The sequence below is a fragment of the Bradyrhizobium sp. USDA 4472 genome (assembly GCF_054058595.1).
The window spans coordinates 5,760,848-5,773,816 of the sequence record NZ_JBSSAM010000001.1 but is presented as its reverse complement, the minus strand read 5'-3'; the positions used below and the strand labels follow the sequence as shown (position 1 = coordinate 5,773,816).

Genomic DNA, 12,969 nt, shown 5'->3' with positions numbered 1-12,969 from the left:
CAAGTCCCCCCTCAATCCCATTTCGGGGCGAAGGCGAAATCGGTCAGGCGGCCGTCCGGACTCGCCAGCGCGGCGATCCGGGCCATCTCGTCATCCGAGAGCTCGAAATCGAAGATCTCGATGTTTTCCGACAGGCGGTCGACGCGCGACGTTCTGGGAATTGCGGACACATTCTGTTGCACCAGCCAGCGCAGGCAGATCTGCGCCGGCGTCTTGCGATGGGCGCGACCGATGGCGGCGAGCGTCTGGTCGGCCTTGATGCGGCCCTTGGCGATCGGGCTGTAGGCAACGAGCGCCATCCCGTGCCGGTCGCAGGCCGCTCTCACCTTCGCCTGATCGAGGTAGGGGTGATATTCGACCTGGTTGCAGACGAGCGGCTCGTTCGAGAGGGAGACCGCCTGCTCGATCAGCGCCACCGTGAAATTGGATACGCCGATGTGGCGCGCGAGGCCCATCCGCTTGGCATGCGCCAGCGCACCCATTGTCTCCGCCAGCGGCACATGCGGATTGGGCCAGTGCAGCAGCACGAGGTCGACGGCGGGAAGCCTCAAGCGCACCAGGCTCTCCTTGATCGAGCGCTCGAGGTCGTGGGGCGCAAAATGATTGGTCCAGACCTTGGTGGTGACGAAGACGTCGTCGCGGCGCACGCCGGAGGCCCGCAGCCCGTCGCCGACCGCGCGCTCATTGTCATAGACCTGGGCGGTGTCGATGTGGCGGTAGCCGAGCCGGAGCGCCTGCTCCACCACACGGGCGCAGGTCCGTCCGCTCAACTCCCAGGTCCCAAGCCCGATCGCCGGAATTCTTGCGCCATTGGCCTCGACGAACAGCATGAGGAATCCTCTCTGTTGCGGCAGTCCCTGACGTCATTATGGGCCCGGCCCGCCGGAGTGCAACGGACGCCGCGTCTGATCGTCGGCGCGATGCAACGGCAGGTTGGATCAGACCTTGGCGAGCGCCTGGAACACCGTATCGGGCGCATGCGCGATCACGGCGAGCAACGCACGGGCGGGACCGCGCGGGGCCCGCTTGCCCTGCTCCCAATTGCGGATGGTCTCGACCGGCACGCCAAGCTTGGCGGCGAATTCCATCTGGGTCAGACAGGCACGCCGGCGCAAGTCGCGCACCCCGGGCGAGCCGACCTCCGCTCGGGCGGTCCCGGCCGCCGCCTCGGCCGGAGACGGCCGGACCGGAAACTCCTGGCCGTCCCGCAACTCAACGACCCGTCCATCCGCCTTCAGCCGCAACCGCATGCTCATTCCCCCAAGCGCGGTCGATCATGCGGCAGCACGCTTAAGGTCGGATTAAAAATGGTTCGTGCCCCCGCCCCCCGGCCCGTCATTGCGAACGCAGCGAAGCAATCCAGAGTCCCTCCACGGCGGCAGTCTGGATTGCTTCATCGCAAGAGTTCCTCGCAATGACGAGGAGAGCTGCCCCCAAGAGCTCTACCTACTTCAACCCGAACCACAGCGTCGCGATGCCGAGGAAGGAGAAGAAGCCGACCACGTCGGTCACGGTCGTGACGAACGTGCCCGACGCCACCGCCGGATCGGCCCTGACACGTTCGAGCGCCATCGGAATCAGGATGCCGCCGAGCGCGCCGGCGATGAGGTTGCAGATCATCGCGAGCCCGATGACGATGCCGAGACCCGGGATCTTGAACCAGGCCACCGCGGCGATGCCGGTAATCACGGCAAAGCCGACGCCGTTGACGAGACCGACCATCGTCTCGCGGATCACCACGCGCCAGGCGTTGGAGGAGCCGAGCTCGCGGGTCGCAAGCGCCCTCACCGCAACCGTCATGGTCTGGGTCGCGGCATTGCCGCCCTGGCTCGCGACGATCGGCGCCAGCACCGCGAGCGCCACCATCTGTTCGAGCTGGCCCTCGAACAGGCCGAGCACGGATGACGCCAGGAAGGCGGTGGCGAGATTGATCAGCAGCCAGTTGAAACGGCCACGCGCAATGGTGAGAAACGTGTCCGACAATTCTTCGTCGCTGGTGACACCGCCGAGCGCCTTGAGGTCCTCGTCCGCCTCTTCCTCGATAACGTCGACGACGTCGTCGACGGTGATGACGCCGACGAGGCGGTCCTGGGTATCGAGCACGGGTGCCGCGACGAGGTTGTACTTGCCGAACATGCGCGCCACCTCCTCCTGGTCCTCCAGGACGGAGACGCGGCGGCGATCCTCGTCGGTCAGCTCGGTCAGCGGCACCGGACGTCGCGCGCGCAACAGCACGTCGAGCGGAACCGCGCCCTGCCAGTGCTGGTCCTTGTCGACGACGTAGATCTCGTAGAAGCGCTCGGGCAGATCGGGCGTATCGCGCATGTAGTCGATCGCCTGCCCGACGGTGAAGTCCTGCGGCACCGCGATGAACTCGGTCTGCATGCGCCGGCCCGCGGAGTTTTCCGGATAGAGCAGGCTGCGCTCGAGCGCGACGCGCTCCTGGAGCGGCAGCTTCTCGAGAATCTCCTCCTGCTCCTCCTCATCGAGGGTTTCGAGCAGCTCGACCGCGTCGTCGGATTCCAGCTCGCGGACGCCCTCGGCCACCGTCTCGGGCGGCAGCTCGTCGAGGATCTCATCGCGGACGGTCTCGTCGACCTCGTTCAGTGCGGAAAAGTCGAAGTCGGTTCCGGTCAACTCGACCAGGCGGACACGATCGTCGGGCGCGAGCGCCGCAATGAGATCGCCGAGATCGGCCTCGTGCAGATCGGCAACGCAGGCGCGCAAGGCGGCGCTGTCTGCGGCCTCGATCGCATGGGCGATTTCCTCGACGAATTCCTGCCTGATTTCGCCGTCTTCATTGCGCATCGGGACGTGGTCGAGTACCGATGTGTCGGCGGAAGCGGCGTCATCCATCCGTTCATCCATGGTGCGCCTCGCCGTTTGACAGGTTGATGGTTTGGGCTGACAGTCAGGCAATACCCGCAAGGCAATCTGGAGCGCAATGGCAAAGATAAAGCGGCCAAAATGGACCTCGATCACATGGGGCCTGGCTCTCGCCGCCCTCAGCGCGATCGGCTCGGTGAAGGCTGCGGACTGCCCGCGGGAGGATGCGCTCGGCACCTCGCGGATCCTGAGCGTCGATGCCAAGACCACGCCGCGCGTCGGCCTGAAGAGCTTTCCGCAGACACTGCCGCTCGCCGATCATGAGGTGGTGCTGACATTCGACGACGGCCCCCGTCCGAAGACGACCTCGAAGGTGCTGGAGGCGCTGGCGCAGGAATGCGTGCGCGCAACCTTCTTCCTGGTGGGCCGGAGCGCCGCCGAACATCCTGAGATGGTCAGGCGCATCGCCCGAGAGGGCCACACCATCGGCCATCACACCTGGTCGCATCCGTACATGGCGCGGATCCCGGCCGATGCGGCGAGGTACGAGATCGACCACGGCATCGCGTCCGACGAGATGGCGCTGCACGGGGTCTCGACCTCGACGCCGTCGACGCCGTTCTTCCGCTTCCCCTATTTCGAATCCACGCCGGCCCAGCTCGACCTGCTCCAGGAGCGCGGCATCGTCGTGTTCGGCGCCGATCTCTGGGCGAGCGACTGGAACGACATGACGCCGGAACAGGAATTGAAGCTCATCACCGAGCGGATCACCGCCGCCGGCAAGGGCATCATACTGTTCCACGACGCCCAAGCGCGCACAGCGGCCATGATGCCGGCTTTCCTGCGGTTTTTGCGGGAGAACGGCTTCCACATCGTCCATATCGTGCCGGCGGACACATCACAAAAGGACGCCCAGGCGCGTTGATGCCGGAATGTCACGCGGGCGCAAAATGGGGTGATTTGAGCCCTATTAACACTCTGTTCATGCTACGCCATGCAATGATCGAGGAGCGGGAAAGGTCTTTGCGCCTGAACCGTTTCCGGGCAATTCCGAGCTACGGATATTGCAGCCGACGCAGATGAGGCACACGGAGTTCATGATCGGAAGTAGCGTTGTTTTTCGGACGCGATCGTGGGCCGTCCTGCTGACCGTCCTGCTCCCTGGGTTTGTGACCACGGCAGCCTTCGCGGCCGACTGCCCGGGACATCCTGATGCCCTCGGCACTTCCCGCACCCTCGTCGTCGATCCGCGCGAGCATCCGCGCGTCGGAACCATGCAGTACCGCGAGACCTTGCCGCTGAAGGACCACGAGGTCGTCCTCACCTTCGACGACGGTCCGCTGCCGAAATATTCCAACCAGGTGCTGCAGATTCTCGCCGACGAGTGCATCAAGGCGACCTTCTTCATCATTGGCCAGCAGGCCAAGGCGAACCCGGAAGGCGTGCGCAAGCTGGTCGCGGCGGGCCACACCGTCGGCACGCACAGCATGACCCATCCGCTGACGATGAACCGGATGCCGATCGAGAAGGCCGAGGCCGAGATCAACGGCGGCATCGAGTGGACCACAGCGGCGATGACGGATCCATCCAAGCTGGCGCCGTTCTTCCGCATCCCCGGCCTGATGCGCGCCGACGGCGTTGAAAATCTGCTGATCTCCCGCGGCATTCAGGTGTGGAGCGCCGACTTCCCGGCCGACGACTGGCGCCACATCTCGCCGGATCGCGTCTACCAGCTCGCGATCCAGCGGCTGGAGGCCAAGGGCAAGGGCATCCTGCTGCTGCATGACATCCAGGCGCGCACGGTGGCAGCGCTGCCGAAGATCATCCGCGACCTCAAGGCACGCGGCTATCGTATCGTGCATGTCGTGCCCGCGACCGCCGACCGGCCGGCGACGCCGACCACGCCGGTGGAGTGGCTACTGCATCCGCCGACAGAGACGACGCCGATCGCGCGCTGGCCTGCCGTGCCGAATTTCGTGTTCACGCAGACCGCGACGCTGCCGGCGCCCCGGTCTTGCCGACCTCAACGCGCAGACGGCGCACCAGCCGCTGCTGCTGCCGCGCAAGACCATGGCGCAGTCGGATGTCGCGGCCACCCTGCCCGCACCCGGTCGCGATCTGTTCGCGATCCCGGAGGGCTCGGTCGAGGTGCTGCTGTCGACGACCTTGTCGCGGCGCGCCGCGACGAGACTCGCGATGGCGGCCGAGGCGCCGCCTGCCCGCAAGGGCAAGGCTGGAAAGGTGAGGACTGGGCAAAGCGCCCATACTGCGCATGCCGCACCGAAGCACGCTGCTCAAGCCAAGACCGCGGCGCCCCGCCCGACCCGCGTCGCCACCAGTGTGAAAAAACGCGCCTGAGTAAAGCCGTTACTGCCGCATGATGGCGGCGACGCAGAGCAGCACGATCAGCGCCAGGAAGAACAGGTCCATATAAGACTTGAGCTCGCCGTCGCGGCGTAGCCGCGCGACATCGACGACGAGCTGCTTGCGCCCGGCGGTTCCGCCGGCGCCGTCGTTGATCGGCGCTTGCAGGCGACGCGCCTCGGCTTCAAGTTTCTCGATCTTCTGGAAGAAGTAGAAGGCACGCAGCGTCGAGGCCGCGCGCATGCCGGTGTAAACAAGCACGAGGATCGCCAGGCCCGCCCGGTGCTCGTATTTCTCCACGTAGTTCAGGCTGAAATAGACCATCGCCAGAAACAGGAAATTGGTCAGGAAGCGGTAGACGAAGCTTAGAAAGACCATGCTGGCTCCAGCCGCGAGAGGTCGCGCAAGTCCCGTCTACGCCAACTTTGTTTCAACAGCGATATCGTCGCCCGCGCGCCGCCGCCTTTTAGCCGCACTCCGTCATAATGCAAGCGAGAGCGCGAAACTGCCCGGCGTTGTGCGAGCCACCACGCCGCGTGGAGATTTGAGTGAAGCTACGGTAGACTGGCTGCCACCGCCAGAGGTGTGCGGACTGGGATCTGCCGATGCCGAAAAAGGGAATCACGGGCCACGACGACTGGGTCCTGACCGAGGCGCTCGCGACGGCACTGGTCGCGCTGGAGCAGCTGGAGGAGAAGCACCAGCCGAGCGCGCATATGGACGACATCCGCAAGCTGCTGTCGAACGGCAAGGAGCCGGCGGCCGTGAGCCTGCACCTCGCGCAGGCCAAATGCCGCCTGTTCCCCGATCTCGACCCGCTCGAAATCTACCGGGAATACGGTATCGGCGAGGAATATGGCTAGGCACCGGCGTGCTTTGCGCGACAATCGCAAGAAGCGCTTCCTGCCCGCACTCGCCCCTGGCTACCCCGGTTCCGACGGCAATATCGCCCGCGGTTCGAGCAGACCGGACGATGAGCATAGGGATCAACGCCATCAGCTCAGTCGACGACCTCGGGCACCGAACCGATGCCCGGGCTAAGCCGGGTTCTGGTGAAACATGTCGGGTGCAGGCTTCTAATTCCGGCGAGATGTTCCAAATCGCCGATCCGCGGTTGAGGCCGTATGACCAGGCTCTCGGCCGGCAGACGCTCAGCCGGCCGAGGCGCAGCGGGTTTCGCGCCACTTGCCTCAACCCGAGGCAACGGCGCAGTCATTGACCAGATGCTCTTGAGCATCGTTCTGTTCACCGACCACGCGATGAGACCTTTCTCCTTCAGGCGGCCGACGGTAAAGAGCTTGCGGATCAACAGGTCTCGTTCAAGCGACTGAGGCAATTTGAACTGCAGCCCGGCGAGCTGGCCTCTTTGTTGCACGATCATCGCGTCGATCCAGCCCACTTGCATGATGTGTACGCGCAGTTCCTTGCTGCGAGGACAGTCGACGCTGGAATGGAGCAGGACGCCAGCGCCGGAAAGGGAGATGTTGCTCATGCGCCCGGAAAGCAGCTCACCGGTCTCAGTCTGGATCAAGACCGATTCGTCGACATCGAAGCGTTCCTCGGAGCGTCCCATCCGCGCCTGTAGCGAGGTCATGCAGACGAAGAACAGCACGACGATGTTCACAACCGACCAGAAGGCAACCATCGGCAAGGCGGCCGGATGGTCGATGATGCGCCATTCCGGGATGGTGTTCAGAACGAGGCCGACGACTGTCAGCCCCATCAGGGCCGCCGAAGGCCAGAATATCTCGGCAGCATAGCTTGCGCACCGCGCGGCGGCTCCCTTGGGCGTCACCCTGAACGCATGTCCCTTCGGCTTGACGAGAGTCCCGAGCACCGTGGGTAGAATCTTGAAGCTCTGGATGGTCGCCGACACCTGAGCAGCGAGTGGAAAATGCGCGTGCGGCGCGAACCACGAGATACCCCCGTTGAGCGCCAGGATCGCAGGAAACAAATAATAGAAGACCGATTCGGGGGTGACGTCGACGACAGGCGCGAGGCCGGTCCACATGAATACGATCGGAACCAGCACGACCATCAGCGCCCTCAAGCCCAATGAGAGCCAATGCGTCGGAAAGAAGAGGAGCCGATGCATCAAGCTCAGTCCGGGGCCGAGCGGGCCGGCGGCGAGATAGAGAGTCTGGATCGCGCCACGCGCCCAGCGTTGCCGTTGCACAAAAAAGGCGCCAAGGCTTTCCGGCGCCAATCCAATTGCCAGCGGTTCGCAGAGATAACGGGTGACGTAGCCTTGGCGCAGCAGGACCAGCGTCAGCAGGATGTCTTCAGTAATGGACTGGGTCGGCAAGGAATCGCCCACCGCGCGGAGTGCGGCACGACGCGTGACCGAGTTGGACCCGCAACAAAAGGCACCATCCCAGCCGTCCCGCGCGGGCATGATGGAATCGAAGAAGAAGCGTTGTTCGTCCGGCAGTCCCCTGTGCAGGCCTAGATTCGCCTGCATCGGGTCCTCATTATAGAAGGCGTGCGGGATCTGAACGATTCCGATCTTCGGATCGGCGAAGAAGCCCATTGTGCGCATCAGGAAATTGCGCTGCGGCACGAAGTCCGCGTCGAAGATCGCGAAGAACTCGCCACCGGTCATCGTCAACGCATGATTGATGTTGCCGGCTTTCGCATTCAAATTGTCGGAACGGGTGAGATACCCGGCACCCTTGTGCTCGCAGAGTTGCTTGAGCCAGGGCCTGCGACCATCATCCAGGACCCAGACCTGGAAATTCGGATAGTCCAGGCAGAGTGCGCCGGTGATCGTCTTTTCCAGCACCTCGAACGGCTCGTCATAGGTTGGAATGAAGACGTCGACCGAGGGCAACCCATCATCCCGCAGGCCGCGAAGCCGACGTTCGTGCTGATCTGCCTCGCTGCGGCGATCGGTCCTGCGAAGAAAGGTCAGATAGAGAATGAACTGATCCGTGAAGGTCAGGAGCTCAACGAAGAGACAGAACCAGATCCAGCCGACCTGATACCAGGTCCCGCTTGCCGGCAGCACGGTGGTGAAGATCCGCCATTCGAGATAGCGGGCAACGACGAGCCAAACCGCGGCAAAAACGGCGACACGCGCCCAAAGGCGCGCGACTGCAAACGTCGGCGCCAACAGGTACATCGCCGCGAAGACGCCCAGCATCGGCGCGAACAGCTGGGCGAGAGACAGAGTCACGAGCTGCACGGAATCTCTCGCTCACAGGGATGACTGGTCGAGGTCCAGCCGCGCGGTCAGCCATATCAGCTTCGAGCTGACCAATCGAAGCAGCCCGTCGGCTCTGCGCTCGAAGCGTACTTCGGCCAACCGTCCGATGTCGCAGGAGCCGTTGTGGTCAGCCGCCGTCTCGTTTGGTGGCAACGAGATCTCAACAGTAATATTGCCCGGATCAGGCCGCGGCACCCGAGCCGCGAGCAGCCGATCATCCGCGTACGCCGCCGAGCCGCGAACTTGCCGGATCTGGCCGGTCTTCCACTCTCGACTCCCGATCAGGCGGACAGTCGCCGCATCTCCGGGCTTGATCTTCTCGAAATCGCGCTCGGGCAGTTCAACGACGATGAAGCGGCGTTCGCAATCTGCAAAATCAAAGACCGATTGCCCTTCCGTGACCATCGAGCCCGGGCTGGCCGCGACCGACCAGACCACGTGAGCTGCAGGCAGCGACAGATCGTAGTGATCAAGGCGATCAAGGCGAGCGCGCTCCGCTGCGATTTCTGCGGCCAGCTGCGCGGAACGTGAGCTGTTTTGCAACAGGTCCGTCTCAAGCTCCTGGCGACGGAGAACAAGCCGCTCGCGCTGCTGTTGAGAATAGGGCACGTCATTGGCATCGCCACGAAGATAAATGCCCTTCTCGGCCGCCGCCAACTCGGTCTTGAAGCGCTGCAGGCGTTCATCGGCCATCTGGCACCGCGTTACGGTTGCCTCCTCAGAAGCTTGCGCCTCGGCAGAACGCATCTGTGAACTGATGCCGAGCTTAACGAGCTTCTCCATCCGGCCCGCGACTTCGTTCCGCTGCCGCGCCTCGGCGAGACAGCCGCCTCTTTCAGCCTCCGTTTCCCCGATCTCGTGGCTCAGGCGCGCTATCGCCCCCAAACGATAATCCTCGCTGCGCTCGCGGAGCTTGCGATCGAGCTCGGCGATTTCTCCAAGTTGCCGACGTACGAGCTCGGCGCGTTTGGTGGACATGGCGAGCTGCTGATCGAGGTCAATGAGGTGCCGGCGATCCGGCGAACGTGCCTCGACCAGCGACACGACCCGGCTGCGCTGAAAATATTCACCTTTGCGTGGAAGATCAGAGGCGAGCTGACCTGCGATCGGTGCAGTCACTCGCATGAGCTCGGCGTTGACAAAGGCGGAGGGAGCGATTCTGTAGGTCACATACGGCAACAGGGCCCATCCGCTCAGAGCGATGATGCCGAGCGCGAGGGATCGTCGGACAATTCGGCTACGAATGAAGCGTTCGACATGCAATCGTACCACGGCTGGATCTCCAATGGGCTTTGGTCGCTGCACTCGCCTCAGCGAAGGCAATCAATCGCCGCGGCCCGCCTGGCATTGTCATGAAGTCTGCATCTGAGGCGCTGAGCAGATCCGGCAACGTTGCTGCCCAGACGAAATCGGGTTCGTCGCAATCGCAGACTCGCTTTGCAACCAAGAGAAGTGTATTTAGGTTTCACCACATTAGGTTAACGTGTGTCAAAACCGGAAGATTACGGCCCCGACCAAAAATCGGGATGTGAACCTATTCCGGCTTGACGTCGGCGCGACATTGGCAGCGATCTTCTCCGCTTGGAGACGCGCGAAGCCGGACGTGCTGAGCCACCCCATTCCGGCGAACGCAGGGGATGTGCGTTGTCGGTGCAGTCGCGGATGCAAACGTCCCGCCGCGATCAAGCAGCAGCCGCACGCAGTCCGGCGATTGCGCCAAGCCACGTGTGGTGCCGTTCGCCGCCAGGACCTGTCGCCGCGGGCGTCGCTCAAGTCGGGATGTGCATCGACCAATCGGCCGAGCTCATCGGCACGGTCCTTCGCCACGGTGTCCGGATGGCCTTGACCGCCCGTTCCGCCGCGATCGGACGATCGCGGCTCGGCAGGAAATCGCAAGCAGGAGACGATCGCCTCGCTGCCGCCGGCCGTGCCGGCGAAGACTCGTTTGCGGGTAACCTCGTCGACATGGGCCTATGCGCGCCAGCTCGCAAAGCCGTAGTTGCGCGCGCCTGCGGGCTCGGCCTCAGCGAGCTGCAGGTGAATGAGAGCCCGCCGATTACGACGCTCGCCTACGCAACTGCCCTCTCACGAGCAAGTCATGTTCTTCCTCAGCGAGGAGCTGGCACAATGAAGACACGACCAACCAAGGGAGTTAGCGCTGGAACGAGACCCGCAAGATCGAGAACCGAAGGATTGCGCCGGAAAGGCAATACATGCCCATTCAGTAACAATGCGGGAACAGAAAGCCGCGAAATCTCTGCTCTAACAAAGACTTATTACTTGGTGCGCTCGGAGGGACTCGAACCCCCACGATTTTACTCACTGCCACCTCAAGGCAGCGCGTCTACCAGTTCCGCCACGAGCGCTGGGAATGCCGGCTGAAGGCTTGAGGCCTGCCGCATCAACGGCGCCGATCTAACAAATCCATCAGTGGGGTACAAGCCTGCCGAGGCCCTGAATTCCACAAGCTTGGCAGGAAATTTTTGGCCCTGGCCAACGTGCTGCCGGGTCCCCGGGCCTGCCGGGTGCCCTGGCCGCTACCGCGTGCCCTGGCCGCTACCGCGTGCCCGGCGTCCGGGGCAGCATCTGCTTGACCTCGACGGCGATCCGGTTGCGATCGACCAGGACGACTCCGGAGGCCACGGGCAGATTGTTGGCGAGAACCTTGACCTCGTCGGCCTCGGTTGCGTCCAGTTCGATGATGGCGCCGCGGGAAAGACGTAATACTTGATGGATCGGCATGGTGGTCGTCCCGAGGACAACCGTGAGATCCACGGTGACTTTATCGAGTGTGGGCACTGTCAGGACCGCCGCAACTTGGGACTAAGAAGAAACCGAGACTAAGAGACTTGGGATCAAGAGACTTGGCATTTGCGCCTGTGATCATCACCCCGTTATGGTTAGCCAATGGTTAATTCGCCGCAAAACCCTCGCCAGAACCAGCGTCAAGAGCTCGATTTGACGTCGTTTTCCGCCGCCGGCGGCGAGCCTGTCGAATGGCTCATCTCGGACGCGCCGGTGCCTTATCCGCAAGCCGTGGCGGCCATGGAGGCGCGAGTCGCCGCGATCGCGGCCGGCGAAGCGGCGGAACTGGTCTGGCTGCTCGAGCACCCCTCGCTCTACACCTCCGGCACCTCAGGCAAGGAAAGCGACCTGATCGATCCCCGTTTCCCGACTTTCTCGACCGGACGCGGCGGCCAGCTCACCTATCACGGCCCCGGCCAGCGGGTGGCCTACATCATGCTCGACCTCAAGCGCCGCCGGCCTGACGTCCGGGCCTATGTCGCGAGCCTTGAGGAACTGATTCTGAAAACGCTCGCCGCCTTCAACGTGCGCGGCGAGCGGCGCGAGGACCGGGTCGGCGTCTGGGTGAAGCGGCCGGACAAGGGAGCCGAGCACGAGGACAAGATCGCGGCAATCGGCGTGCGGCTGAAGCGCTGGGTCTCGTTCCATGGCATCGCCATCAATGTCGAGCCGGAGCTGGAGCACTTTGCCGGGATCGTGCCCTGCGGCGTCGCTGATCCCCGCTACGGCGTCACATCGCTGGTCGATCTCGGCCAGCTCGTGACCATGGAAGACGTCGATGTCGCGCTTCGGCAGGCGTTTGAAGAGCTGTTCGGGCCGACCCGCGCGCTGCTGCCGGAAGCCGCCGCCTGACATTCCTGTCGGAGGCGCGCTACGCGCGTTCTCCGCCGGCGGGGAATCGGGTACGCTTGTATGAGGTGCCGCCTACGCCTCCCCCCTCCGCCGGGAAAGTACAGATCATACCGGGCGACTAAACCATCGGCCGACTGTTCGAGCGCCACGCATAAGGAGGGATTGCGCTTTCTGCTCGCATCAGGAGGTTTGACGATGAAATTGTCTGCGCCGATCTATCATCTCAAGCGAAAAGCCAAGCGCCTGTCCCGCGAGAAAGGCATTCCGCTGCACGATGCGCTCGACCGCGTCGCGACGACGCAAGGCTTTTCCGCCTGGAGCATGCTGGCAGCAAAGGCCGCAGCGCTGACGCCGGCGAGCAAGCTGTTTCCGCATTTTGCGCCCGGCGACCTCGTGCTGGTCGGCGCCCGGCCCGGTCAGGGCAAGACGCTGATGAGTCTCGAGCTTGCCGTGGAGGCCATGAAATCAGGCCATCGCGCCACATTCTTCTCGCTCGAATACAGCGAGAAGGACGTGATCGATCGCTTGCATGCGATCGGCGCGCCCCCCGCGCAGTTCGACAAGCTATTCGAGATCGACTGCTCTGACGCGATCAGCGCCGATTACATGGTCAAGCAGATGGCCGCGGCGCCACGCGGCACCGTCCTCGTGATCGACTATCTGCAGCTGCTCGACCAGCGGAGGGCGAACCCTGACCTCACGGTCCAGGTGCGCGCGCTAAAATCCTTCGCGCGCGACAAGGGGCTGATCGTCGTCTTCATCTCGCAGATCGACCGCTCCTATGATCCCGCGATCAAGCCCTGCCCTGATCTCGGTGACGTCAGGCTTCCGAACCCGCTCGACCTGAAACTGTTCGACAAGACCTGCTTCCTGAACAAGTCGGTCGTTCAGTTCCGAGCAGCAAGCTGACGAACGGG

At 63.6% G+C, this 12,969-nt stretch carries 11 protein-coding genes, 1 tRNA gene and 1 pseudogene; 5 read left to right on the top strand and 8 right to left on the bottom strand.

The features are described from left to right. Positions 1-11: 11 nt before the first annotated feature. The 3 genes from ACVWZ4_RS27060 to mgtE form a co-directional block, all read right to left on the bottom strand. A complete protein-coding gene (locus tag ACVWZ4_RS27060) occupies positions 12-830 on the bottom strand; it encodes an aldo/keto reductase (RefSeq protein ID WP_456703993.1) in 819 nt (272 codons plus the stop codon). A gap of 108 nt (positions 831-938) precedes the next feature. Beyond that, on the bottom strand, positions 939-1,256 hold the full coding sequence (locus ACVWZ4_RS27055) for a helix-turn-helix domain-containing protein (RefSeq protein WP_456703994.1): 318 nt from the start codon (positions 1,254-1,256) through the stop codon (positions 939-941). A gap of 190 nt (positions 1,257-1,446) precedes the next feature. Further along, complete coding sequence (gene mgtE / locus ACVWZ4_RS27050) at positions 1,447-2,868, bottom strand: magnesium transporter (protein ID WP_456741542.1); 1,422 nt, start codon at positions 2,866-2,868, stop codon at positions 1,447-1,449. Positions 2,869-2,944: 76 nt separating this feature from the next. On the opposite strand from mgtE, the gene ACVWZ4_RS27045 reads away from it, so the two are divergent. Together ACVWZ4_RS27045 and ACVWZ4_RS27040 are read left to right on the top strand one after the other, a co-directional pair. After that, a complete protein-coding gene (locus ACVWZ4_RS27045) occupies positions 2,945-3,751 on the top strand; it encodes a polysaccharide deacetylase family protein (RefSeq protein ID WP_456735392.1) in 807 nt (268 codons plus the stop codon). Between the two features lie 172 nt (positions 3,752-3,923). After that, positions 3,924-5,184, top strand: a pseudogene (locus tag ACVWZ4_RS27040) (polysaccharide deacetylase family protein). A 9-nt stretch (positions 5,185-5,193) separates the two neighbouring features. On the opposite strand, the gene ACVWZ4_RS27035 reads toward ACVWZ4_RS27040, so the two are convergent. After that, positions 5,194-5,568, bottom strand: a complete 375-nt coding sequence (locus tag ACVWZ4_RS27035; RefSeq protein ID WP_456703998.1) for a hypothetical protein — start codon at positions 5,566-5,568, stop codon at positions 5,194-5,196. Positions 5,569-5,795: 227 nt separating this feature from the next. Here ACVWZ4_RS27035 and ACVWZ4_RS27030 point away from each other — a divergent pair, with 227 nt between their 5' ends. Continuing rightward, a complete protein-coding gene (locus ACVWZ4_RS27030; protein ID WP_177243547.1) occupies positions 5,796-6,053 on the top strand; it encodes a hypothetical protein in 258 nt (85 codons plus the stop codon). Between the two features lie 137 nt (positions 6,054-6,190). Here the strand turns inward: ACVWZ4_RS27030 and ACVWZ4_RS27025 are convergent, their stop codons facing one another. From ACVWZ4_RS27025 to ACVWZ4_RS27010, 4 genes are all read right to left on the bottom strand, one after another. Then, complete coding sequence (locus ACVWZ4_RS27025) at positions 6,191-8,332, bottom strand: glycosyltransferase (RefSeq protein WP_456742272.1); 2,142 nt, start codon at positions 8,330-8,332, stop codon at positions 6,191-6,193. Between the two features lie 54 nt (positions 8,333-8,386). Further along, entirely contained in the window at positions 8,387-9,667 is a 1,281-nt protein-coding gene (locus ACVWZ4_RS27020; RefSeq protein ID WP_456704001.1) for an HlyD family efflux transporter periplasmic adaptor subunit, read from the bottom strand. Positions 9,668-10,676: 1,009 nt separating this feature from the next. After that, positions 10,677-10,761: transfer RNA gene (locus ACVWZ4_RS27015), tRNA-Leu, on the bottom strand. Positions 10,762-10,951: 190 nt separating this feature from the next. Then, entirely contained in the window at positions 10,952-11,194 is a 243-nt protein-coding gene (locus ACVWZ4_RS27010) for a FliM/FliN family flagellar motor switch protein (RefSeq protein ID WP_456704002.1), read from the bottom strand. Between the two features lie 108 nt (positions 11,195-11,302). Between ACVWZ4_RS27010 and lipB the strand changes: the two genes are divergently transcribed. Both lipB and ACVWZ4_RS27000 read left to right on the top strand, forming a co-directional pair. Then, the gene (gene lipB, locus ACVWZ4_RS27005) at positions 11,303-12,052 is read left to right on the top strand and encodes a lipoyl(octanoyl) transferase LipB (RefSeq protein WP_456704003.1); all 750 of its coding nucleotides are present in this window, start codon (positions 11,303-11,305) and stop codon (positions 12,050-12,052) included. Between the two features lie 195 nt (positions 12,053-12,247). Beyond that, a complete protein-coding gene (locus tag ACVWZ4_RS27000) occupies positions 12,248-12,961 on the top strand; it encodes a DNA helicase (RefSeq protein WP_456741540.1) in 714 nt (237 codons plus the stop codon). The last annotated feature ends 8 nt before the right edge of the window (positions 12,962-12,969 follow it).

What these genes read in the sequence shown, in the direction of transcription:
- ACVWZ4_RS27060 (WP_456703993.1), bottom strand. Translation starts at nt 830, where the DNA reads ATGCTGTTCGTCGAGGCCAATGGCGCAAGAATTCCGGCGATCGGGCTT.
- ACVWZ4_RS27055 (WP_456703994.1), bottom strand. Translation starts at nt 1,256, where the DNA reads ATGAGCATGCGGTTGCGGCTGAAGGCGGATGGACGGGTCGTTGAGTTG.
- mgtE (WP_456741542.1), bottom strand. Translation starts at nt 2,868, where the DNA reads ATGGATGAACGGATGGATGACGCCGCTTCCGCCGACACATCGGTACTC.
- ACVWZ4_RS27045 (WP_456735392.1), top strand. Translation starts at nt 2,945, where the DNA reads ATGGCAAAGATAAAGCGGCCAAAATGGACCTCGATCACATGGGGCCTG.
- ACVWZ4_RS27035 (WP_456703998.1), bottom strand. Translation starts at nt 5,568, where the DNA reads ATGGTCTTTCTAAGCTTCGTCTACCGCTTCCTGACCAATTTCCTGTTT.
- ACVWZ4_RS27030 (WP_177243547.1), top strand. Translation starts at nt 5,796, where the DNA reads ATGCCGAAAAAGGGAATCACGGGCCACGACGACTGGGTCCTGACCGAG.
- ACVWZ4_RS27025 (WP_456742272.1), bottom strand. Translation starts at nt 8,332, where the DNA reads ATGCTGGGCGTCTTCGCGGCGATGTACCTGTTGGCGCCGACGTTTGCA.
- lipB (WP_456704003.1), top strand. Translation starts at nt 11,303, where the DNA reads ATGGTTAATTCGCCGCAAAACCCTCGCCAGAACCAGCGTCAAGAGCTC.
- ACVWZ4_RS27000 (WP_456741540.1), top strand. Translation starts at nt 12,248, where the DNA reads ATGAAATTGTCTGCGCCGATCTATCATCTCAAGCGAAAAGCCAAGCGC.